23 protein-coding genes are annotated in these 24,144 nt (G+C 41.9%); 5 read left to right on the forward strand and 18 right to left on the reverse strand.

Annotated features, from left to right (window positions below):
- Window positions 1-128: 128 nt before the first annotated feature.
- Window positions 129-1,232, forward strand: coding sequence for a DUF2911 domain-containing protein (locus ACH3Z1_RS13820; protein ID WP_490822581.1), 1,104 nt, complete (start codon window positions 129-131; stop codon window positions 1,230-1,232).
- Between the two features lie 78 nt (window positions 1,233-1,310).
- The gene (purE, locus tag ACH3Z1_RS13825; RefSeq protein ID WP_490822582.1) at window positions 1,311-1,835 is read left to right on the forward strand and encodes a 5-(carboxyamino)imidazole ribonucleotide mutase; all 525 of its coding nucleotides are present in this window, start codon (window positions 1,311-1,313) and stop codon (window positions 1,833-1,835) included.
- On the opposite strand, the gene bshC is transcribed toward purE, so the two are convergent.
- Window positions 1,826-3,436, reverse strand: coding sequence for a bacillithiol biosynthesis cysteine-adding enzyme BshC (gene bshC / locus ACH3Z1_RS13830; protein ID WP_490822583.1), 1,611 nt, complete (start codon window positions 3,434-3,436; stop codon window positions 1,826-1,828). The two genes, purE and bshC, sit on opposite strands and share 10 nt — an antisense overlap.
- A 218-nt stretch (window positions 3,437-3,654) precedes the next feature.
- Between bshC and ACH3Z1_RS13835 the strand changes: the two genes are divergently transcribed.
- On the forward strand, window positions 3,655-4,932 hold the full coding sequence (locus ACH3Z1_RS13835) for a sterol desaturase family protein (protein WP_490822584.1): 1,278 nt from the start codon (window positions 3,655-3,657) through the stop codon (window positions 4,930-4,932).
- Between the two features lie 60 nt (window positions 4,933-4,992).
- On the opposite strand, the gene rimO is transcribed toward ACH3Z1_RS13835, so the two are convergent.
- Together rimO and ACH3Z1_RS13845 are read right to left on the reverse strand one after the other, a co-directional pair.
- Window positions 4,993-6,300 carry a 30S ribosomal protein S12 methylthiotransferase RimO gene (gene rimO, locus ACH3Z1_RS13840; protein WP_490822585.1) on the reverse strand — a complete coding sequence of 436 codons (1,308 nt, stop codon included), beginning with the start codon at window positions 6,298-6,300 and terminating at the stop codon, window positions 4,993-4,995.
- A gap of 21 nt (window positions 6,301-6,321) precedes the next feature.
- Complete coding sequence (locus ACH3Z1_RS13845; protein ID WP_490822586.1) at window positions 6,322-6,852, reverse strand: GNAT family N-acetyltransferase; 531 nt, start codon at window positions 6,850-6,852, stop codon at window positions 6,322-6,324.
- Between the two features lie 81 nt (window positions 6,853-6,933).
- On the opposite strand from ACH3Z1_RS13845, the gene ACH3Z1_RS13850 reads away from it, so the two are divergent.
- Complete coding sequence (locus tag ACH3Z1_RS13850; RefSeq protein ID WP_490822587.1) at window positions 6,934-7,986, forward strand: sensor histidine kinase; 1,053 nt, start codon at window positions 6,934-6,936, stop codon at window positions 7,984-7,986.
- Between the two features lie 59 nt (window positions 7,987-8,045).
- Here the strand turns inward: ACH3Z1_RS13850 and ACH3Z1_RS13855 are convergent, their stop codons facing one another.
- Both ACH3Z1_RS13855 and ACH3Z1_RS13860 read right to left on the reverse strand, forming a co-directional pair.
- Entirely contained in the window at window positions 8,046-9,632 is a 1,587-nt protein-coding gene (locus ACH3Z1_RS13855) for a peptide chain release factor 3 (protein ID WP_490822588.1), read from the reverse strand.
- 136 nt (window positions 9,633-9,768) lie between these two features.
- Window positions 9,769-10,281 carry a phosphoglycerate mutase family protein gene (locus ACH3Z1_RS13860; protein WP_490822589.1) on the reverse strand — a complete coding sequence of 171 codons (513 nt, stop codon included), beginning with the start codon at window positions 10,279-10,281 and terminating at the stop codon, window positions 9,769-9,771.
- A 178-nt stretch (window positions 10,282-10,459) separates the two neighbouring features.
- Here ACH3Z1_RS13860 and ACH3Z1_RS13865 point away from each other — a divergent pair, with 178 nt between their 5' ends.
- On the forward strand, window positions 10,460-11,185 hold the full coding sequence (locus ACH3Z1_RS13865) for a DUF4197 domain-containing protein (RefSeq protein WP_490822590.1): 726 nt from the start codon (window positions 10,460-10,462) through the stop codon (window positions 11,183-11,185).
- 109 nt (window positions 11,186-11,294) lie between these two features.
- On the opposite strand, the gene ACH3Z1_RS13870 is transcribed toward ACH3Z1_RS13865, so the two are convergent.
- The 13 genes from ACH3Z1_RS13870 to ACH3Z1_RS13930 form a co-directional block, all read right to left on the reverse strand.
- A complete protein-coding gene (locus ACH3Z1_RS13870) occupies window positions 11,295-13,403 on the reverse strand; it encodes a xanthine dehydrogenase family protein molybdopterin-binding subunit (protein ID WP_490822591.1) in 2,109 nt (702 codons plus the stop codon).
- Window positions 13,400-13,864 carry a (2Fe-2S)-binding protein gene (locus tag ACH3Z1_RS13875; protein ID WP_490822592.1) on the reverse strand — a complete coding sequence of 155 codons (465 nt, stop codon included), beginning with the start codon at window positions 13,862-13,864 and terminating at the stop codon, window positions 13,400-13,402. The genes ACH3Z1_RS13870 and ACH3Z1_RS13875 overlap by 4 nt, the downstream gene beginning before the upstream one ends.
- 135 nt (window positions 13,865-13,999) lie before the next feature.
- Window positions 14,000-14,911 (reverse strand): bifunctional molybdenum cofactor biosynthesis protein MoaC/MoaB, encoded by a 912-nt coding sequence (moaCB, locus tag ACH3Z1_RS13880; RefSeq protein WP_490822593.1) that lies wholly within the window; start codon window positions 14,909-14,911, stop codon window positions 14,000-14,002.
- Between the two features lie 2 nt (window positions 14,912-14,913).
- Window positions 14,914-15,357, reverse strand: a complete 444-nt coding sequence (locus ACH3Z1_RS13885) for a molybdenum cofactor biosynthesis protein MoaE (RefSeq protein WP_490822594.1) — start codon at window positions 15,355-15,357, stop codon at window positions 14,914-14,916.
- Window position 15,358: 1 nt separating this feature from the next.
- On the reverse strand, window positions 15,359-16,483 hold the full coding sequence (gene moeB, locus ACH3Z1_RS13890) for a molybdopterin-synthase adenylyltransferase MoeB (protein WP_490822595.1): 1,125 nt from the start codon (window positions 16,481-16,483) through the stop codon (window positions 15,359-15,361).
- Window position 16,484: 1 nt separating this feature from the next.
- Window positions 16,485-16,718 (reverse strand): MoaD/ThiS family protein, encoded by a 234-nt coding sequence (locus tag ACH3Z1_RS13895; protein ID WP_490822596.1) that lies wholly within the window; start codon window positions 16,716-16,718, stop codon window positions 16,485-16,487.
- A 24-nt stretch (window positions 16,719-16,742) separates the two neighbouring features.
- Window positions 16,743-17,480, reverse strand: a complete 738-nt coding sequence (locus ACH3Z1_RS13900; protein WP_490822597.1) for a sulfite exporter TauE/SafE family protein — start codon at window positions 17,478-17,480, stop codon at window positions 16,743-16,745.
- A 9-nt stretch (window positions 17,481-17,489) separates the two neighbouring features.
- Entirely contained in the window at window positions 17,490-18,677 is a 1,188-nt protein-coding gene (locus ACH3Z1_RS13905) for a molybdopterin molybdotransferase MoeA (RefSeq protein ID WP_490822598.1), read from the reverse strand.
- Between the two features lie 25 nt (window positions 18,678-18,702).
- Entirely contained in the window at window positions 18,703-19,683 is a 981-nt protein-coding gene (gene moaA / locus ACH3Z1_RS13910; RefSeq protein ID WP_490822599.1) for a GTP 3',8-cyclase MoaA, read from the reverse strand.
- A gap of 3 nt (window positions 19,684-19,686) precedes the next feature.
- Window positions 19,687-20,274 (reverse strand): nucleotidyltransferase family protein, encoded by a 588-nt coding sequence (locus ACH3Z1_RS13915; protein ID WP_490822600.1) that lies wholly within the window; start codon window positions 20,272-20,274, stop codon window positions 19,687-19,689.
- A gap of 2 nt (window positions 20,275-20,276) precedes the next feature.
- On the reverse strand, window positions 20,277-21,437 hold the full coding sequence (locus ACH3Z1_RS13920; protein ID WP_490822601.1) for an XdhC family protein: 1,161 nt from the start codon (window positions 21,435-21,437) through the stop codon (window positions 20,277-20,279).
- Window positions 21,438-21,456: 19 nt separating this feature from the next.
- Complete coding sequence (locus ACH3Z1_RS13925; protein ID WP_490822602.1) at window positions 21,457-21,861, reverse strand: c-type cytochrome; 405 nt, start codon at window positions 21,859-21,861, stop codon at window positions 21,457-21,459.
- A gap of 17 nt (window positions 21,862-21,878) precedes the next feature.
- Window positions 21,879-24,125, reverse strand: a complete 2,247-nt coding sequence (locus tag ACH3Z1_RS13930; protein WP_490822603.1) for a xanthine dehydrogenase family protein molybdopterin-binding subunit — start codon at window positions 24,123-24,125, stop codon at window positions 21,879-21,881.
- Between the last annotated feature and the right edge of the window lie 19 nt (window positions 24,126-24,144).

The raw sequence follows: 24,144 nt of genomic DNA on the forward strand, positions 1-24,144 counted from the left end.
GCTATGCATCGTTATATGTAAATAGGCGACCTGCTTTTTTGCCTGTTATCCACAGAAATATTCATTCGTCATTTTAAGTATGATGAACAAATGCTTCTGTGTAGATTGCCAGTATAAAACGATACAACATGAAGAAATTATTGCTTGCCTGCTGCCTGTTAAACATAGGCTTTGTTCAGGCACAAAGAATACTCACTACCCCACCCAGCGGGGGCAACAAAAAAGCCATGGTGGGTGAACAAGTTGGATTAACCACCGTTACCATTCACTATGACAGACCTGCAGTGAAAGGCAGGGAAGGAAAAATATGGGGGCAACTCGTTCAGCCTGGTTTTTTTGACCAGGGATTTGGCAATACAACGGCTGCTCCCTGGCGTGCAGGTGCCAATGAAACCACAGTCATTGAATTTGATAAAGATGTTACCATTGAAGGTAAACCCCTGAAAGCAGGCCGTTATGGTTTTTACATTGCCTATGGCGCTGAACAATCCATCTTAATTTTCTCTACTGATAACCAATCATGGGGCAGTTATTATTACGACCCTAAGAAAGATGCATTGCGCGTTACCGTAAAACCTGTAGCTACTACACAGTCTGCAGAATGGTTGCGCTACGATTTCTCCAACCAGACAGAATCTGCTGCTACCATTAGTCTGTTATGGGATAAATTAGCCATCCCTTTTAGAGTAGAGACCGATCTGGTTCAGCAACAGCTTGATTTATACAGAAGAGAACTCAGAACCGACAAGGGTTTTTATTGGTCGCCCTGGCAGCAGGCTGCACAATGGTGCCTGGATAAAAATGTAAACCTGGAAGAAGCCTTACAATGGGCCGATACATCTGTAAATGCAGCATTGGGTGATCGCAATTTTGCCACCCTCTCCACCCGTGCAAAAATACTTGAAAAATTGGGTCGTACTGCCGAAGCTGCTGCTGGTATGAAAGATGCATTGAATATGGGCAATATGAACCAGATTCACCAGTATGCCCGTCAGTTATTACAACAAAAGAAAAACAATGAGGCCCTGGAGATTTTCAAATTAAACCTGCAGAAAAATCCCGGTCAGTTCACGCCTTTACTGGGTATGGCCAGAGGCTATTCAGCTATTGGCGATTACAAGAAAGCATTGGAAATGGCTGAAAAAGCCCTTCCGCTGGCTCCTCCGGGTGCCAATAAAACATTTGTTGAACGTGCGGTGGTATTGTTGAAAGAAGGAAAAGATATCAACTAACATCATTTATTTCATAGCCCCGGACTTAAGTCCGGAGCTATGAAATATGGATAATATTTGATTTATTATCTTTGACACATGACTAATCCTTCTCCCCTCGTTGGTATTATTATGGGTAGCGACAGCGACCTGAACATTATGCAGGCTGCTGCTGATATACTCAAACAGTTTGGTATTGCTTTTGAATTAACGGTGGTATCTGCTCACAGAACACCACAGCGTATGGCTGATTATGCAGAGAAAGCAAAATCCCGGGGATTGCAGGTGATTATTGCAGGGGCAGGTGGTGCGGCACATTTACCGGGAATGGTAGCGGCCATTACCACTTTACCTGTGATTGGTGTTCCGATCAAATCATCTAACTCAATTGATGGCTGGGACTCTGTATTATCCATTTTACAAATGCCAAACGGTGTTCCGGTTGCAACCGTTGCTTTGAATGCGGCAAAAAATGCTGGTATTCTTGCTGCACAAATTATTGGATCGACCAATACTGTTATTGGGGAGAAACTGGCTGCTTATAAAAAGCAAATGCAGGATGAAGTGGGAAGCAAAATAGATGGACTTAAAAAAGATTGGCCCAATCATTTTGATCAGGCATGATCCTGCTCCATCGTCAGTATGACAAATGCTGACTCAAGGCTTAATGAGTTTTGCAGGATCATATCAATCCATACAGTGCCATAACGACCATACCAGCCTGAAATATTATCTACACGTTCCTGTAAGCTATCATTAGGGAATAATTGCGCTTTGAGTGATTGAATCTGTCTTCCCTCAGCCTCATATTTTCTTTTCTCAGCCCGCAACATTTTCTTTTCCAGTTCTATTAACCGTTTGGCTGCTTTTACCTGTAAAGAAGCTACATGGGCCGTCAGTGTTTCATCAATGGCACCCGCCTGCAGCTTTATTTGATCATACAAATTTGAAAGCAGGTTCATTTCGCTTGTTAAGCTGAGTTGTTGGTTTGTGTTCTTTTTAACCAGTTGTTCCAATAATACATCGGCTTTGCTAAAAAGTGCCTGGTGATTGAGTTCCAGTTTTTGCATTCTTTTCTCCTGCTCCGAAGTCATGACCAGAAAAGAATTACGCAATACCAGTACGGGATATGGTACTTCAATAGCTTCGAATACTTTTTTCAGTTCCAACCAGTAAGCCAATTCTCCCCCACCGCCAATAAAAGCAATATTGGGCAGGATGGTTTCCTGGAAAGCCCCTCGCAATATTACATTCGGACTAAACCGTTCGGGATAAGTATTCAACTCATCCAGTATCTGCGTCTGGGTAAAACGAAGATTTAATGCATTTACCACAAAATCATCGCCTTCTTTTTCAATTCTCTCCCGCCTGTCATTAATCAGGTAAAAAAGATTGATGGCCCTTCCACCAGCCTGTACCTTATAATTTTTTTCCAGTTCGCCAATTGTGTTGCTTACTATTCGGTGTGAAAATCCTTCTATTAATTCTTTTTGTATAACAGAACTGAATTGCGCTTTCAGCATCTGCTGATCTGGTATCAGCACAACCAATCCAAACCTGCCAAATAATGCATTCACCAGATGCAATGTAGCTTCCTGAATGGTTCTGCCGCTTGTATAAGCCTGTCTGAATAATTCAGTGAGTTCTTTTCCAAATGGCAGTACGCCGGTTTGTCCTTCAATAGCGCTTAATAATTTAAGCAGCTCTTTGTCTACTGTCATTCTACCCACGGCACCTGTTTGCGAGGTAGACCAGTTCAGTTTATTTCCATCAATACTGATTTGTCCGAGTTCATCCAGATCCGCGTCTTCACTTCCCATATAATACACGGGTACAAAACGATAAGCCGGTAATTGTTCCGACAAATGTTTCGCCAGTTGAATTGCATGTAAAATCTTGTAGATAAAATAAAGTGGGCCGGTAAATATATTGGGTTGATGTGCTGTTACTATCGTAAAGGTTTTTGTATCAGCCAAGGCTTCAATATTAAACGTTACTGACTTATCTGTGTGAACTGCTTTGTATTGTTCCTGTAAAGCACTGACCAATACATTCCTTGGCGTAGCAAATTTTTCACGTGATTGTATGGCGCTACTGATCCCGTCTAGATTGGGCAGATGCGTATAAAAAGGGCGAATTGTTGCTGCCTCTGCTAAATAATCGGCTACAATCGATGAAAAATATCCGGTGCTTTCGTAAGATAAACGGGTACAGTGATGCTTCATATTGAGGCGTAAAAGTACAATTTACTGCAAATACGTGAAGCCGTTGGTCATTTTTAACAAGGGTGGGGCGTGAATAGTGAATGGTGAATGGTCAATCGTGTATAATAGGGTTTGATGTTGACCGCAAGCAACCCTGGCAAACTTCCCTCTCCACCATTGCTCGTTCACCATTGACGATTCCCGGAATATCCTTACATTTATCTCTACTACGATTGCATATGGAAACCTACGGAAAAATCATCCTGATTGCCATGCCTGTGTTTTTATTGCTGGTACTATTTGAAAAATGGTATGGCTGGTACAAAGGAAAAGAAACCGTTCGTACACTTGATATGATTTCCAGCCTGAGTTCGGGTGTTACCAATGTTACCAAAGACGTACTTGGCCTTGGTTTTGCCATCATCAGTTATGAATGGATGGTAGAACATTTTGCCATTACAAAAGTATCATCCGGTTTTCTGACTTATTTTATCGCCTTTATGGCACTGGATTTTGCCGGTTACTGGATACACCGTATTGCACATGAATATAATTTCTTCTGGAACAATCATATCATCCATCACAGCAGTGAAGATTTTAACCTGGCCTGTGCATTAAGACAAAGTATTTCTTCGATTGTAAAAATCTTTACCATCTTTTTATTGCCCGCAGCCCTATTGGGAGTACCCGGACAGGTAGTAGCTATTGTGGCACCTTTACATTTATTTGCACAGTTCTGGTACCATACGCAGCATATTCATAAAATGGGGTTCCTCGAAAATATTATTGTAACACCTTCCCATCACCGTGTACACCATGCCATCAACAAGGAGTATATGGATAAAAATTATGGCCAGATTTTCATTTTCTGGGATCAACTGTTTGGCACTTACCAGAAAGAATTACCGGATGTTCCCGCCGTATATGGCATCACCAGACCTGTTCGTACCTGGAACCCGATCAAGATCAATTTTATGCATATGTGGCTGCTGATAAAAGATGCCTGGCATGCACAAAACTGGAAAGATAAATTCCGTATCTGGCTCATGCCCACTGGCTGGCGCCCGGCAGATGTGGCAGAAAAATACCCGGTTTATAAAATTGAAGATGTGTATCATTTTGATAAATACGAAACCGGTAACACCCAAACCTTGCTTGCATGGTCATGGATACAAATGGTGACTACACTTCTACTCATCAGTTACTGTTTTGGTAATATTGCCAGCATTGGAAGTCCGGGTATATTTATTTATGGTGGCTTTATTTTTTTACAGGTATATGCTTTTACTGAACTGATGGACAGAAATAAATATGCCTGGTTCTGGGAAACGCTGAAATTCGCCTTTGGTATTACTATATTGATCCGTACCGGCGATTGGTTTGGTATGAATAACCTGTTTAACGGAGCTTTTTATGTAATGATCACCTACCTGTTGGTTTCACTCGCCATTGCTTTCTATTTCTCATGGATAGAAAACCCGCGGCTGCTAGCAAACAGAAGAACAGAGAAACAATAGAATATCCAATTACGAATTAATACGACTTGACCATTGGACATTCTATTGTTTCTCTGTTGTTCAAATTGCTTCCCCTTCCAGATCGTAATCGTAGGCTTTTGTAATTCGTACCTGAACGAATTCACCGGGGGTTAATTTTTTGGCGGAATGAACCACTACCTCATTATCAACTTCCACACTGTCAAATTCTGTTCTGCCCAGATAGCGGCCAGCTTCTTTTTTATCGATTAACACTTTAAATATCTTTCCTACTTTTTCCTGGTTCTTTTCATAGCTGATTTCCTGTTGCACTTCCATGATCTCCTGCGCTCTTTCTGCTTTTACCTCTGCTGAGATATTATCTTCCAGGTCGTAGGCACTGGTATTTTCCTCATGGCTGTAACTAAAAATTCCTACGCGGTCGAAACGGTGTTCGCGCAGAAAATCTTTCAGTTCTTCCACATCTTCTGCTGTTTCGCCGGGGAAGCCCGCAATTAAAGTGGTCCGCAAACAGATACCCGGTACTTTTTCCCTGATCTGCTGAATCAGTTCACCCATTTCTTCTCGGGTAATATTCCTTCGCATGGCTTTCAGCATATTATTGCTTGCATGTTGTAAAGGCATGTCGAGGTATTTACAGATATTATCCCGTTCACGCATCACATCCAATACTTCCAGCGGAAACTTACTGGGATAAGCATAATGCAAACGTATCCATTCAATCCCTTTTACATCGGCCAGCGCATGTAATAGTCTGGGGAGTTCACGTTTTTTATAGATATCGAGTCCGTAATAAGTCAGTTCCTGGGCAATGAGCATGATTTCTTTCACCCCTTTTTTTACCAGTCCTTCCGCTTCGGCTACTAACTCTTCAATGGGTTTACTCACATGTTGACCACGCATCAATGGAATGGCACAGAAAGAACAGGTACGGTTACAACCTTCACTGATCTTCATGTAGGCATAATGCTGCGGTGTACTCAATAATCTTTCCCCGACCAGTTCTGCCTTATAGTCGGCTTCAAATTTTTTGAGGATGAGGGGCAGTTCCATCGTACCAAACCAGGCGTCTACTTCCGGCATTTCTGCTTCCAGATCGCCACGATAGCGCTCGCTTAAGCAACCTGTAACATATACTTTATCGAGCTTCCCTCTTCTCTTCAGTTCTACCTGGTCGAGAATGGTATTGATGCTCTCTTCTTTTGCTTTGTCAATAAAACCACAGGTATTCACCACCACAATATTGTGATCCAGTTTTTTATTTTCATGCACCACATCAATGGCATTGGCACTTAGTTGTCCGCTCAGCACTTCACTGTCTACCAGGTTCTTGCTGCAACCAAGGGTAATGATATTGACCTTATCTTTCTTGAGTGTTTTCGATTTCATAAGTGGCGGCAAAGGTAGTAATTAGGTGGCAGAAGCAGGTTGCTGTAGTACGGTTGTACGCTGAATCATGAACACATTCAGTTTTTTTCCATGATCAATGATATCCGGCATCGGTTGAAAACCAGCTTTTTGCAGCAAAGCTACCGATACTATATTAGCCGGTTCTGTAATGGCAAAAATTTCAGGTCTTTCGCTTTTAACTGCCAACCATTGCAAGCCACCCTGTATCAGTTCTTTTGCCCAACCACGACCCTGTGCCCAGGGCATGAGTGCATAACCAATATGAAATGCATCTCGGTCTGGCATCATGAGTACAGAAAAAGTACCTGCAAACTCACTGGTGGATTTTTCGGCCACATGATACCGCCCAATAGCCGAGCCATCCTGGTATAATTGTATATTTTCTCCCAAAAAAGTATCGCACTCTTCCCTGCTTTTTACTGGTCTTATATAACGCATCACGTCTGGATGACTGTTTAACTGAAAAAAGTGCTCCACATCTGAAAGATTAAATTGCCTGATAATCAATCTATTAGTATCAAATAAATACATTTTTTAATCTTTTTTTAAGTTTTACCCCCCTTTACGGTACAAAGAAAGCATTTTTGTAATGCAATCCTTATATAACAATTTATGAGAAACGCCTACCATTTGTTTTCGAGACCTGGTTTTTTGTCATCGAATTACACATTGAAATTTTTATTTATTGCTTTTATTGGCGTTCATATACCCCTGATCGTACTGATTATTGCAATTGTATTTGACTGGATGCCGTTAAAGGGCTGGACTGTAATAATCGTAGCTTTAGCTGCTACTTTGGTTGCCACCGGTCTCACGCTACTGTTATTAAAAAGTCTACTATGGCCCATTCTACAGGCTAAAAATGCATTACAGGATTATACCCGTAAAAAAATCATTCCAGCTTTACCTGTGCATTATACCGATGAAGCAGGACAACTATTACAACAGGTTCAGGTTACGATTGACTCCATGGATGCACTTTTAAAAGAGCGAAGAGACATCCTTACATTGTTATCGCATGATCTTCGTACTCCTTTTTCCCAATTAATTGGTTTGGGAGAATTATTACAATCGGAAAAAGATCCTGAGACCTCTGCTAAATATGGAGCTGCTATACAGAGATTGTCTGAGGAACAATTAGTTTTTATTAAAGATATTATTCAGATTCTGGAAACAGGAAATGAAAATGAAATTTCTCATGTTTTTGAGGCAAAAAACATGAGAGATATTTTATTGCAGTCGATCGATATGCAACAGTTATCTGCCTCAAGAAAACAAATCAAAATTACAGTTCACCCGATTCCAGACATCCAGGTAAAATGTAACAGTCGCCTTCTCGCCCAGGCTATTTCGAATATCATCGCAAATGCCATCAAATTCTCTCACCGCGATGCTGAAGTCATCATCAAACTACATGTATTCAGCGGACATATCCATTTACTGGTAGCGGATAAAGGAATTGGGTTTGAATCTGGAAAGGCAGAACTACTTTTTCAAAGATTTACTTCAGAAGGAAAAACAGGCACTGATGGTGAAGTATCCTCAGGTGTAGGATTATACCTTACCCGAAAAGTCATTCAAAACCATGGAGGCATGATTGCTGCTTTCAGTGAAGGTAAAAACAAGGGTGCTGTATTTACCATTCAGTTACCCATAGCCAATTAATCTCTGCACTCTTATTTCTCTGCGGTAATAAACAACCACAGAGAAATAATAAGAACCCTTTACTTGTGTATTTCGCTGGAGAAATGAAATTTGATATCAGGATTGTTGGTAATCTCTGTATTCAGGAACCATTCGCTTTGCGCAAGATATACAGGATGTCCGTCTTTGTCTTCTGCTGAATTCTGTTGCTTGAAACGAAGGAAATCATCCAGTTTTTTCTGATCGGTACAGGTGAGCCAGCAGGCTTTATAGAATGGCAAGGTCCTGAATTCACAAGCTGCTCCATATTCCTGTAATAACCTGTATTGAATCACTTCAAACTGAAGCTCCCCCACACAACCAATAATTTTTTTATTCCCTCCAAACTGTGTAAACAATTGCGCCACCCCCTCATCTGTTAACTGGCTGATTCCTTTTTCCAGTTGTTTGGTTTTCATCGGATCCTTGTTCACCAGCTCCTTAAATATTTCCGGTGAAAAAGTGGGGATACCTGTAAAATAAAAATCCTCTCCTTCGGTCAATGTATCACCAATTTTAAAATTACCTGTATCAAACAACCCTACTACGTCGCCTGCATACGCATCTTCAATCACATCTTTGCTGCGGGCCATGAAACTGTAAGGGTTGCTGAAACGCATATCCTTATCCAGCCGAACATGATGATAGTATTTATTACGCTCAAACCTGCCACTACAAACACGCATAAACGCAATACGGTCGCGGTGCTTTGGATCGAGGTTGGCATGTATTTTAAAAATAAATCCGCTGAATTTATCTTCTCCAACTTCTACTGTTCTGGCAGATGTATTCCTGCTTCTGGGCACAGGTGCAATACGGATAAATGTGTCGAGCATTTCCTTTACCCCGAAATTATTAACAGCACTACCAAAAAATACAGGTGCAATTTTAGCCGTGAGGTAATCTTCTACTTTCAATTCTCCATACACTCCATCAATCAACTCTACGTCCTCTCGTAGTTGCGCTGCATCTTTTTCTCCAACTTTTTCATCCAGTAAAACAGAAGAGAGATCATCAATCGCAATGGTATCATCGTCATCGGCTTTGGTGCTGGCTGTAAATAAACGCAGACTTTTATTGTCCAGGTTATATACACCTTTAAACTCTTTACCACTGTTAATGGGCCATGTCATCGGGTGTAGCGAAATATGCAGTTCCTTTTCAATTTCCTCCAAAAGGTCAAAGCGATTCTTACCATCCCGATCCATTTTGTTGATGAAAACGATCACCGGTGTATCGCGCATCCGGCACACTTCCATCAGTCTGCGGGTCTGGTCCTCAACCCCATTTACACTATCAACCACCAGTATTACGCTATCGACAGCCGTCAGCGTACGATAAGTATCTTCCGCAAAGTCTTTGTGCCCCGGTGTATCCAACAGGTTGATCAGGGTATTACTGTATTCAAAAGACATCACTGAGGTAGCTACCGAGATACCTCTTTGTCTTTCAATCTCCATAAAATCGGAGGTCGCATGTTTTTTGATCTTATTGCTTTTAACAGCACCAGCCGTCTGAATGGCACCTCCAAATAACAACAGTTTTTCTGTCAGCGTGGTTTTACCCGCATCGGGGTGAGAAATAATGGCAAATGTTTTGCGACGGTTGATCTCTTTTTCGTACTTCATAATGCTTAGTCAGAGAGACAGAAAGTCGGAAAGTCCGGAAGAACGGGAAACTGTTGGCAGTTTCTTCGGACTTCCGGACTTCCGGAACTTCGGACTTTTCAGGCCGCAAACTTACGATTTGTAAGGCAAAAAAGGGCTAATACTTCATCTGCTTAGCTTCTGCCTTACCGTCTTTTACGGTCACAATCCAGTAAGTATCATATACTGATTCATCGAGATTGGGGAACTTATTTTCCTTGAGGAGCAAATTTACCAGCATGGGGGTTGAATTGGAATGCCCTGCCACTACGACTGTTTTACCCTCCATTTTGAGTAGCTCCTCGGCAAATCCTTTCAGGTTACGGGGGTCATATACCTGTATTTCCTTACCTACTTTTTTTGAAAGTGGTGTTACGGTTGATTTGGTTCTGATAAAATTGGTAGAATAAATCGCGTCAGGAGAAAATGCTTTTAATACTTCAGGAATGCTTGCGGCCCTGGTTTCACCTGCAGCACTCAGCTTGGGATCGGCCTGCATCATTGTTGAGCCTTGTGTACTGGTATCTTTCTCCGCATGACGCATCAGGATAAATGTACTGGTTTGCGCTTCACCATTAATGGCGGTGAGTACCAAAAAAGAAAGTAATACAAGGGTAAACAGTTGTTTCATGCTTCATATTTTATGGATACAAGATAAGCGCTAATTGTAATTCCGGACAACCGTCCGTCCATTTTACCCCTTGCCGGATCATTTTATAAGTTATCCTTCACATCTTTATCTTGTTGAACGGTATATTTTTGATGTATCCGATTTGGTATCATTTTTGAACAGGTTATAAAAAAGCAGTATGAAAAGAATCGTTACCCTATTTGTTTTGATCGTTCTACAATTTAATACAGATGCCCAGGGACTGGGAGGATTAATAAATAAGGCTAAAAATGCAGTATCTGGTAACCAGACAGGTCTGGCAAATGACGATATTGTAGCCGGTTTAAAAGAAGCATTGGTGCAGGGCACACTCAAAGGTTCGAATCTTTTATCGCAAACCGACGGCTTTTTTGCCAATGCGGCTTTAAAAATATTGCTGCCACCTGAGGCCCAGAAGATAGAAAAAACATTACGCAGTGTTGGATTGGGCAAACAGGTTGATGAAGCCATTCTGAGCATGAACCGGGCTGCAGAAGATGCCTGTAAAAGTGCAGCTCCCATTTTTACCAATGCCATTAAACAAATGAGCGTACAGGATGCAGTAGGTATATTAAAAGGATCAGATACAGCAGCCACTGCTTACCTGAAAAATAAAACAACGGATCCCCTTACTGAAGCTTTTCGTCCGGTGATTGAAGCTTCCCTGCAAAAAGTAGATGCTACCAAACATTGGAACAGCCTGGTGACCAGCTACAATAAACTTCCTTTGGTACGTCAGAAACTGAACCCTGATTTATCAGCTTATGTTACTGAGCGTGCTATGAGTGGTATTTTTTTCCAGATAGCACTGGAAGAAAAAGAAATCAGGAAAAATCCATTGGCAAGAACAACGGATATTTTGAAGAAAGTGTTTGGCGCGAAATAAGAAAGATGTCTAATGTCTGATTTCAGATGTCGGATTTGACTTTTTTGCTAGTCGTTAAATTGCGACTGAGTACACTGACTGATGTTGAGTGCTCAGTCGCAATTTTCTTTTAGGCGAACTGTATATCGTCTGTAAATGGCATTCTTCTAAATCGCTTGCCTGTTGCAGCAAACAGGGCATTGGCCAGTGCCGGTGCAATAGGTGGCAGACCGGGTTCTCCCAATCCGGTTGGATTTTCTTCGGATGGTACAAATTCTACCACTACATCTAATGGTGTATTACGCATCTTCACAAAATTATAAGGGCCGAAATTGGTTTGCACCGCTGCACCATCTTTAAACGTAAGCTTGGTGTACATGGCATGGCCTAATCCATCCACTACTGCACCCTGTACCTGGTTTTCAGCACCACTCAGGTTCACCACTCTACCACAATGAACGGCGCAATACACTTTTGTTATTTTGGGTTTGCCTTTTTCCATCTGTAATTCTACTACCTGCGCCACATAACTGTTAAAAGAAAACCAGGTTGAAAATCCGTGATAAGTATTGGGTGTTGTTTTACCCCAGTTACTCATTTTAGCCACCAGTTCTATCACACTGATGAATTTATCAGGTTCATAAGCCAATCTTCCAACCGGTTGTTCTTTGGCTTTCTTCAATAACTCAAGACGTAGTGCTACAGGATCTTTTTTTAGTTCTGTTGCCACTTCATCCATAAAACATTCATTGGCAAATGCCTGCACATTATGTGTAGGTGCACGCCATGGGCCGGTTGGAATATTGGTAGGTAAGCTATGGCTTTCAATCCGCAGGTTTTTTAAAGCGCCTGCAGGGTAAGTGTCGGGACTTCTTCCATTACTTAAACAGGCAAATGACTGCTGCCATGCTTCCAGGTTACCATCTTTTATAGCTGCCCTGAAACGGAACATCCCGCTTGCTCGATAAAAATCGTTCTGCATATCATCTTCACGTGTCCATTGTACCTGTACCGGACATTGAGCAGCCTGTGAAATCAATGCGGCTTCTACTCCGTTATCGGGGCGTAATTTTCTTCCGAATCCTCCACCCTGTCTGGGTAAGCCCAATGAAATATTTGCTGCAGGAATATTCAGCTCCCGTGCCACAGTAGTCACAAGATTTTGTGGTACCTGTGTAGGGCCATATAAGTCGGCTTTACCATCGCGTACATCTGCATAAAAATTCAGAGGTTCCATTTGTGCATGCGATAACACCGGTACTTCATAATATACATCCAGCAGTTTTGTTGCTGATGACATGGCCGCATCAACATCCCCATCATTACGGTTGGGTGTAGCGGCAGGTTTACTCAATAAATCTTTAAATGTTTTTTCATGATCGCCTGTGCTTTCAAGTTTCGATGCATCTTCCCAGTTTATTTTTAATGCTGCTCTTCCTTTAATAGCAGCCCAGGTTGAAGTTGCCAGAACAGCTACACTACTTTTTACCTGTACTACTTTTTTTACGCCATTCACTTTTAAGGCGGCACTGTCATCAAATGACTGCAATTTTTTTCCGTGTGCAGGTGGACGTGCCACTACAGCAAATAACATTCCTTCTCTTCTCGTATCTATACCAAACAATGGTTTTCCGGTTACGATGGCTTGGGCATCTACATCTTTGATACGGGTTCCGATGATCTTGAATTCTTTGGGATCTTTTAAAGGAACATTGGTTGGTACCGGCATGGAAGCCGCTTTGGTAGCCAGTTCCCCAAAAGAAAGTTTTTTACCCGATGTTTTATTCACAACAAACCCATTCTCTGCGTAACAATCAGCGGCTGCTACGCTCCATGTATCCGCAGCAGCAGCTATCAGTAATACCCTCGCTGTGGCACCTGCCTGCCTGAGCGGTGTATAACGGCTCCTGATGGCACCACTACCACCTGTTGTCTGGCTACCATATTTTGCATCGAGTGGCGCTATTTCAACCTGTATTTTTTGCCAGTCAACATTCATCTCTTCTGCAATAAGCATTACGAGAGAAGTTTTTACCCCCTGACCAATTTCGGGATTGGGCGAAACCAGTGTAATCTTACCATCCGGGGCTATTTTAATATAAACGTTTGGAGAAAATGGTGATGCTTCCAGTTCCTGCTTTTCATCATTACCCAAGGTTGAAAAACCAACAAGCATACCACCTCCGGCGATCATGCTCACTCTCAGGAAATTTCTTCTTGATACAGATGGAATACTCATAGCTTACCTCCTTTTGATGCAGCCAGGTGAATGGCTTTGCGTATACGGACATTGGTTCCGCAACGGCAGATATTGGTAATGGTGGAATCGATTTCTTCATCGGTGGGCTTTGGATTCTTTTTCAGTAAAGCCACTGCAGCCATGATCTGGCCAGACTGGCAATAACCACATTGTGCCACATCCATTTCTATCCATGCCTGTTGTACCGGATGATCTCCTTTTTCACTCAATCCTTCAATGGTACCCACTTTTCCTGTTCCTACCGCCGAAACGGGAAACTGACATGAACGTACAGGGCTCCCATTGTAATGAATGGTACAGGCACCACATTGCGCCACACCACAACCGTATTTGGTACCCACCAGGTTTAACTGGTCTCGTAATACCCAAAGCAAAGGGGTATCGGCATCCGCTTCAACAGATACCGGTTTATTGTTAACGGTGAAATTATACTTCGGCATATCAGAAATGGATTTAAGTGAATTGTAAACTAAGTATTATCTGAGAAAAACAGAAGCCAAATCATCAAAAATCGGTCAACTGCTTTTGAAAGCTACCTGTTTGGGTTGGCGAAGGGTTTTATTAGCCGATGGATATTATTCATGACGCTCGCCTTTCGCCACTTTGAACAAATGAAGCACATGCGGAAATAAAGCATCCATTGTTTCTTTCACGCCTTTTACAGACCCGGGTAATGTAATCACCAGGGTATTTTTTACATAACCCGCCACCCCTCGAGATAACATAGCGTAGGGTGTACGTTGCTGTCCATAATTTCTTGCTGCTTCCATGATACCCGGAACAACCCGGTCGAGCAAAGGTTCAATGGCTTCGGGTGTAATGTCGCGTGGTGACAGACCCGTTCCGCCGGTAAACAATACTAGCTGGCAGTCCTGATCAACATAGGTTTTTAACCGATCCTGTATTTGTTGAATATCATCGGGAATAACCTGGTAAGCCGCCACTTTAACACCCAGTTGCTCCATTTTTTGTACGATGAGTTGACCCGAAGCATCTTCCTTCTCTCCTGCGGAGACCGTATCAGAACAAACAATGACTGCACAGGATAATTCGCTTGCATGCTCCAGCCATTGATCTGTTTTTCCTCCTTTCTTTTGTTCCAGCCTGATATTGGTTATTTCAACGCCTTTATCCAATGGCTTCAGCATATCGTACATGGTTAATGCAGTAACAGATGCGCCATGCATGGCTTCCACTTCTACCCCTGTTTTGTATATGGTATGTACTTCAACCGTAATTAAAATACTCAGTCCGTTTATTTCATGCTTGATCGCAGCAAATTCAATGGGTAAAGGATGACAGTCGGGAATGACATCACTGGTTTTTTTGATGGCCAGTAATCCGGCGGCTCTTGAAAATTCGAATACATCACCTTTGGGTACCTGCCTGTTACGAATGGCATCGATTGTTTCCTGTTTGGATACAGTAAGTGTTGCCGTAGCAATGGCTTCGCGAAGAGTGTTTGATTTTGATGTTATGTCAACCATAATTATTGATTCACTTTCCATTGATGACTATTGTCCTCAAACAGTTCTGCACCCCATACAGGTAGTTCAGCCTTGATTTTTTCTACCAGCTCATCACAGGCTTCCATAGCAGCTTTGCGATGGGGCGCTGATGTAAAAACAAACAGACAGATTTCTCCTGCCAATACTTTTCCTAAGCTGTGGTATACATGCATACAGGTTAATGCATGCTTCTCAAAAATCGCTTCCCTGATCTCATGCATCTTTTGCAAAGCCATTTCTTCATACGAGGTATAATCAATAGCAGTAACTTTTTTCCCATTGATTTCATCTGCACGAACCTGACCGAGAAAAATACTATGTCCACCTATACCCGTTTTAGAACTATGTTTCTGGATACTCTCTCCAATAAATGAAGCAGGTATACTACCCTGAACAAATATATTTTTAGGTTTTACTTCTTTCATATCATTTTGTTTGACAAAATGTCTTCCAGGCTACAATTCCACCCTTTAAACTATGGATGCTTTTAGTGGTACCAAACTGTTCTGATAATAGTTTAACAGCCTGCCGGCTTCTTTTTCCAGACTGACAAAATACAACAACTGTGTCACTTTTCAGTTGCTTTGCTGCAGTTCCAATCTGTGTTAAAGGAATCTGTTGGTGCTGAAATTCATTGATCAGTGGAATTTCACCCGGTTCACGCACATCTACCACATCAATATTGTTTTGATGTATGAACTGATTGAAGGTCTCCACATCAATTTCGCTTACACTTATCGTTCCACCGCAAAGCCAGGCATAATCAGTTGCCTCAAAGGCCGCTGCAGTATCCGGTATGAATGAATTCGTTTCTTTTTTTGCTGCGATGTTCAATATGTAAAACTGATTGGTCATTGCATTAAAAGTCAATAACTGATTAACCAAGGGGTCTCCCAAACCCGTAATCAGTTTAATCGCTTCGCTGGCCTGCATAGCACCAATCATTCCGGGCAGCACACCTATTACACCCGCATCTGCACAATTCAGCACTTCATCTTCTTTGGGTGGCTCTGGAAAAAGGTCGCGGTAATTGCATGAGCGTTTACCTTGTTCCAAAGGATAATTGAATACAGCCACCTGCCCTTCAAATCTTGAAACAGCACCATAGATCAATGTTTTTTTCATCAGCACACAGGCATCATTAATCATATACCGTGAAGCGAAATTGTCTGTGCCATCAATGACAATATCAAATGCAGTGATCAGTTGCAGTAAATGCAGGTTGTTTACATGCTCAGGAATTGAAATGATTTTGATTTCAGGATTTAGTCTTCGCAAATAATCTGCAGCCACATCGGCTTTATTTTTTCCGATATCTGTTGTATGAAATAATATCTGTCTGTGTAGGTTGCTGAGCGATACAGTATCCCCATCTGCAATACCAATAGTACCCAGCCCGGCACCTGCGAGATACTGCAACGTCGGACAGCCCAGTCCTCCCGCACCTATTACGAGTACGCGTGCATCAGACAATCGCTGTTGCGCCTCCTCACCAAATCCGGGGAGTATCATTTGTCGTTGGTATCTTTCGTATGAAATTTCTTTTTGCATATTATCCTCCTGAGAATGGCGGCAAAAGAGCTACTACACTGTTATCGGTTAAATTTGTATTTCCTGCAATCATTTGCTGATTTACAGCCATTACATATTTTGATTGTGCCAGTAATGGATACTTTTGATGTAATGCAGTCATCAATGATACTGAATCCGCATACCCATCCATCTGCAATTCTTTCGAACCGATGGTTTCCGCTAGCTGACCAAATAAGAGAACTGTTATTTTCATACGTTTTACTAAACTTATTCTATATTATGCTGCTGTGAATAATAACTTATACGATGCTACAGCTAACACGAGTGCCAGAACTTTTTTCATCATACTCTGCCTGAATTTCATCGACCCAAAATAGGCACCAGCTATCCCACCCGCAAATGCAATCGCTACATACGCATACATATCTACACCGAACTGAATTCCATTCGTCAGCTGCCCCATTAAACCGGAAGCTGAATTTACAAAAATAAACAGGGCACTGATAGCGGCCGTTTGTTTCTGATCGGTCCAGTTAAAAAAGATCAATAATGGCGAAAGGATAATACCTCCTCCGATACCAATCATTCCCGACAGTAATCCAATGATACCTCCCATCAATAAGGCTCCGTAAAAATGAGCCGGCTTTAGTTGATCCGTGTTATTTTTTGTCGGGATGAGTAATCGAATGACTGAAAACACCAGTAACACTCCCAATACTTTTTTATAGATCGTGGCGTCAATGGAAATAAGCCCCCCTACAAATGCCATCGGTACCGATGCGAGTGCCAGTGGAAAAAATACTTTCCAGACGAAATGCTTTCCCCTGTAAAATTGAAGAAATGCAGTAAGTGATACAAAAAGATTCAACAATAATGCAGTAGGTTTCATTACTTCTGGCGCCACACTAAATAATGCCATCAATGCCAGGTAACCGCTGGCACCGCCATGTCCTACTGAGGCATAGAGAAACGCCACCACCAGTAATAAAATATAAAATAGGAATACACTATCCATGAAAGATCATTAAACAGATAAAAGATGAATATCGACCATCGTTCCTTCCATACAATCTGTAACCTGCTCTTCTATTTCAATCAAACAGTTGGCTTCTGCAAACGAACGCATTCTATATGATTCCTGTGCACCAAGTGGCAACACCGTATGGCCATCATAATATCCTTTCAAAAAATGCGTAAGTCCTGCGGCTTTCTGGCAGGGCTTTGAAAGTGGAACTTTTTTCTTAGTCAATCCATTATTGTGATTGCTCATGGCTGTTATCGCTTGCGACACATACATATAGAAACAGGTGAGTACAGAAGATGGATTACCTGGCAATCCAAAAATGAGTTTAGATTCTTTTGTTCCAAAGAAAAGTGGTTTGCCTGGTCTTTGCTTAATTTTATGGAATATTTTGGTGATGCTACAGCGTGTAGCCGCTTCGAGCACAAAATCATAATCACCCACACTCACCCCACCTGTTAATAATACCAGATCAGACTGTTCCAATGCCTGCTGCAATTTGACAGTTAATTGATCCAATACATCCGGCACTTGTACCACCTGTACTCCTTTTACACCATATGCTTGTAAAGCAGCTTTCAATGCAAAGGAATTGGAATCATATACCTTTCCATACGCTAACGGCTGACCAGGGCTTTGTAATTCATTCCCGGTAATAATAATTGTAACGGCTGGCGGTGGAAACACAACAACATCTGTAACACCCATTCCTGCCAGAAAACCAATAGCAGCAGGTGTTAGGATGCTGTCTGACTTTACTGCAAGCTCCCCTTTCCTGATTTCAGATCCCTGTAAACGAACATTTGCGCCTTGCTTCAATTGTTCGTCCTGAATTTGTAACTGATCGTTTTTAATATTGGTTTTTTCCTGCATCACCACGGTATCTGCTCCATGAGGAACAGGTGCACCTGTAAAAATACGGGCAGCAGTTTTTGGTTCAATCTCAAGTTTCTTATTGCTACCTGCAGCCATTTCTCCTTTAACAGAAAGTTCTGTATTCAACTGCCAGTCGGAAAAAGAAAAAGCATACCCATCCATGGAAGATTGCGGATAAGCTGGTATATCGAGGGGTGCCAGTATATCTACTGCTAATCTGTAACCAGCCGCATCCTGTAACTTCATTTGCACAGGTGGTAAAGCCTTAACATGTTGCTGAATTATTTTCCTGGCTTCTGGTACACTGATCATCATCTTCAATTATTTAACCCATGTGCGTCTACCCGCCAATGGTGATCATACTTCTGTTTTGAATAATATTGGCTTCCAACTGTTCATAATCCTGCGTAAACTGTCCTCCCAGTTGTGCCGCTTTTGTTGAGATGGATTGATGAATCAGCGGCAATACTGTTTCGCCATTTCTCAATGGAGTCAATAAATCAACTTCATCCTTTGAAAAAAGGCAATTCTTCATTTTGCCATCTGCTGTTAATCGAATGCGGTTACAGTCGCCGCAGAAATGGGCACTCATGGTACTGATCACGGCAAATGTTCCCTGGTGGCCTGGTATCATAAATTTCTTGGCTGTATCGTTTTTTTCTGCCTGCAATGGAATGAATTCATACTGTTCAGCAACTACCGCTAATATTTCCTCCAGTGTAAATACTTTATTGCTTGTCCAGCGGTTACCACTAAAAGGCATGAATTCAATAAAGCGTACATGCAGAGGCAGGTCTTTTGTCCATTCAATAAAATCAATGATTTCATTGTCATTTACACCACGCATCACCACCACATTTACTTTGGTGTGAAAACCATGGGTGATCATGAGTTCAATATTTTTCTGAACAATATTAAACTGATCTCTTTTTGTCAATAATTGAAATTTATCAGCCTCTAAAGTGTCTAAGCTGATATTGACTGATTGTACATTGCTTTCTTTCAATACCTCAATAAAGTCGTGTAACCTGGTTCCGTTGGTTGTAAGTGTTAGTGTAACCGGCAATTGAGAGAGTCGTCTGATAATTTCTTTTGCGTCCTTTCTTACCAATGGCTCTCCACCTGTTAACCTGATCTTATTGACTCCCTGACTCACAAATAATTTTGCCAATGCTTCAATTTCATCAACCTGCATCAATTGCTGAGCGGAAGCAAAATCGTATTCTTCCTCCGGCATACAGTAAAAGCAACGGAGATTACAATTATCCGTTAACGATATGCGTAAGTAATTATGTACCCTTTTATGCGTGTCTACAATCATGTTTTATTGTTTAATCAATCGCTCATAATCTTCCTCAGTATCAATATCAATATCTCCAAGTGGAAAGTTAACCAATCCTACCCGATGCTGGTCTTTATTTAACAGATGTCTTGCCCCTTTATCACCGCTTAATTCCTTTAATTCCCCGAATATACTTTGATGAAACAATACGGGCGTACCAATGGTATCTGCATATACACACGCAATCATCGGCTTTTTTGTCTGCTGATATGTGTCTATCATTTCCTGCAACAACCCAACCGACACATATGGCTGATCGCAAACAGTAACAATGACCGTTTCAATGGATGGGAATGTTTTTTGCAATGTTTCAATACCGCAATGAATGGATGTTGACATGCCTTCCTGCCACCGGTGGTTGATAATCGTTTTGAAGGTGTCAGACTCCGGCAGCAAGGTTTCGCTATTCAATACAACCAGCACAGGACCTGCTTTCAGATCAGTAGCGGTTGCGATGATACGACGTAACAATGTCTGGTCATGAAAAAGAAGTTGCTGTTTGGGTTTACCCAGTCGCCTGGAAGCACCGGCAGCTAATATCAATACAGCAGTGGAGGTTGATTTCATCATGTTCAGACGGATGGTGATGCCGCTTTTATGACCAGATCGGCTCGATGATGAATAGCATCCTGTTTGGTACGTAACTGTTCGGCATTCGATGCAGTGAGTTTAGATTGAATTTCTGCGATGATGGAGACTGCAATTTCTTCTGCTGTTTCGGCACCAATATTCAATCCAACAGGTCCATGGATAGCTTCACGCTGCTGTTTCGATAATTCGATTCCCTCTCCGGCCAATTCATCCATCATCATTTTCATTTTCTTATGAGGACCCAGTACACCTATATACAATACTTCTTTGTTTATCAGCGATTTTAAAATCGAAAGATCATAGTTGTAATTATGAGACATCAGCACAAATACGGTACGGTCGTCGATTGTTATATGCTCGAGCAAATGATCTGCTTTTGCGTGTACCACCATACAGGATGGCATCGGAAATCTTTCCTTACTGGCATACATCGGTCTTCCATCTATCACAGTCGACTGCCAGCCTAAAATTTCAGCCATTTTAACTAGTGGTATTACATCATTGCCGGCTCCAATTACCACCAATGATACAGGAGGCTGAATAAATTCGGCAAATGCAATTATTTCTGCTCCTTTATTTTCATATTTGCTGAATGAAGATTTTTGCAGTTCCATAACCTGTTTCAACTCAGTTCTTAGCACTGTATTGTCTAATAGTGGTATTGTACCAAACACTTCCTGTTGTTCCGTTACTAAAAAACAGGAACCATATTGCGGCGCTCTTTTATCCTGAATAGAAAACAAAGTAAGCAGTACAGATTTTTGTCTTGATGCCGTAGCTTTTATTAGTAAATCAACAATGGCTGCTCCTCTCTCTCCCTGTAATGGTTCTATCAATACCTGGATCACACCCTGACAACCCAGTCCCATTCCGAATTTCGCGTCATCATCATCGGCGGTATCGTAAGTTACCAGCATCGGTTTTTCCGACAATATAACATGCAATGCTTTACGAAATGCATCTCCTTCCAGACATCCGCCACTGATAGAGCCAGTGAGTTCGGCTTCTTCGGTAATCAACATACGGGCTCCGGGTCTTCTGTATGAAGAGCCTTCTACATGTACCACTGTTGCAAGCGCCGTTTTTTTACCGGCTGCTGTTGCTTGCTGGTATGCTTTTATGATTGCAACTATTTCGTGCATAACAATTTCTTGTACCCACTTACTTACGCTGCGCTTTTACCATAGCAGGTGTAATGGTGCCCGGGATTTTATTTCCCCAACTGTTTTTGATATAATTGAGTACATCGGCAATCTGTTCATCATTCAGGTATTCCTGCGCGGGCATGGCTCCGAGGTATTTTTTTCCATTGATGGTCATACTCGCGGTAGAGCCCTTTAATATAACACCGATCAGTGTATTGGCTGGCTTTTTCATATAATCAGCTTTTGCCAGTGGTGGATTGATCTCCCCCATTCCTTTACCATCTGCCATATGGCAGTTCTGGCAATAGAGTTCATATACTTCTTTTCCCCTGTTGATACTTTGCGGTGTATTGTTTTGCACAATAGCACGTCCGGTAATAATAAAACCGGTAGCTATCAAAACCATGAAAATTTTCTTCATACGTTATTTTTCTTCTTTTATATTCCTAAATCTTTGCCAAAAGGCTGGTTGTAAAAACGTTTACCTGTTGCTTTATACAAAGCATTGGCGACTGCCGCAAAAATGGGCGGAAATAAAGGCTCTCCCAATCCGGTCGGATCTTTTTCATTCTTTACAAAATGTACTTCTATCGCTTTTGGTGCTTCTGAATGACGAATCATGCGGTATGCATTGAAATTATTTTTTTGCGGTACACCATTTACAAAAGTCAGTTCACCATACAGCGCATTACCGATACCATCAATAATGCCTCCTTCCGACATATTCGCAGCTGCATCCGGGTTTACCACGATACCACAATCAACTGCTGCATATACTTTTTCAACCACAGGTTTATTATTTTTCATCACGATATCCAATACCTGTGCTACATAGGAGTTGTGACAGAAATAAGCCGATACCCCACGTGAGACTTTTGCACCGGGAGTACCCCATTTGGATTTTTCTTTCACCAGTTTCAACACACCTGCATAACGGTCTGCTTCATAGTCGTTGTTTTTTCCCACCGGATTTTTGGCAGCTCTTTCTAATAGTTCCAGTCTGAAATCAATCGGATCTTTTTTAGCGAGTTCTGCCAGTTCATCCAGGAATGATTGTTCTGCACTGGCCATGAAATTAGAACCAGGTGCACGGAAAGCACCAATGGTAATATTTGAATTGATCTCCCACTCTTCTGCCAGGAAATTGTCTACAGCACCTGCAGGAAACCTGTTATGAGATCCGTCTATCGGGCTTTCAGGAATACCACCTGCTTTTACATGAAAGGCAATGAGTTTATTGTCTTTGTCCAACGCTGCTTTATAAGTTGCGGTGTACATGGGACGATAAATACCATAAGTCATATCATCTTCTCTGGTATAAACAAGTTTTACCGGCGCATTGAGTTTTTGAGAAATTACTGCCGCTTCCACCAGGTGATGGCCATAGGCCCTTAACCCAAAACCACCGCCCATTCGGGCCAGCCTGATATGTATTTTATCCTGCGGCAAACCCAATCGTGCAGTCAAAGCCTGCATAATAAACATGGGTATCTGGATAGGTGCATATATCTCGGCTTTATCCGCTGTTACATGTGCAAAGCAGTTCACGGGTTCCATGGTATTGTGTGCAAGGAATGGCGCAGTATAAGTGCGTTCCAACACTTTGGCTGCTGTTTTAAATGCAGCTTCCGGATCACCGTCTTTTCGCAATACTTTACCGGGTTGTTTGGCTTTAGCGGCCATTTCAGCTTTATGCTTAGTTGTACTTTCCAATCCACCCGGTATCACAACGGTACTTTTGCCTGTCCAACCGTTGACCACTACAGATTTATCTGCCAGATTCTCCCATTCTACTTTCACTGCTTTTTTTGCATTCATCACTTCCCAAGTCGTTTTACCTACTACAACAACCATATCGGTAAATGAAGTCGTATCGAATGCATTTCGTTCATAGGTATCGGCCAGTGTTTCAATTTTGAATACATCTTTAATACCCGGCATGGCTTTGGCCGCAGTGGCATCAAATGATTTTACTTTTTGTCCGAATGCAGGCGCATGTATCACCATGGCGATTAACATGCCCTCTGTTTTATAATCCATTCCGAACAAAGGCTTTCCTGTAACGATGTGTTTACCATCCACATTCTTTTTTGATGAGCCAATGATTTTGAAATCAGCCAGTTTCTTTAACGGTACATTTTTAGGAGCAGGAAGTGTTGCCGCTTTGGCAGCCATTTCACCATAACCTGCTTTTTTACCGGATGACTGATGAAACAGTACGCCTTTCTCTGTGGTAATTTCTTCGGCAGGTACATTCCAGCTAAGGGCTGCTGCGCTGATCAGCATTTGTCTTGCGGCTGCTCCGGCATTGCGAAGTGGTCTCCAGGCTGAGCGTATGGCCTGACTGCCTCCCGTAAATTGACGTTCAAATTTTTTGGGTGCAAAATCGGCCTGTTCTACTATTACATCTTTCCAGTCTACATCCAGTTCCTCTGCCAGTATCATGGGCATGGAAGTTTTTACGTTTGAACCGAATTCAGGATTGGATGAAACCAATGTGATCTGGCCATTTTCACTGATTTTGATGAAACTGTTTAACTCCAGTGTCTTATCTCCTGCCGCATCTTCCATTCCCGGGATACCAATTAATCCGGCCAGTGAACTGAAACTGATCATCAATCCGCCGCCGGCCAATGATGAAACTTTTAAGAAAGACCTTCTGTTGAAATTATGTTGAGTTGACATTTGACGAGCATTTAAAGTG

This window comes from Sediminibacterium sp. FW305-C-49 (genome assembly GCF_058231085.1).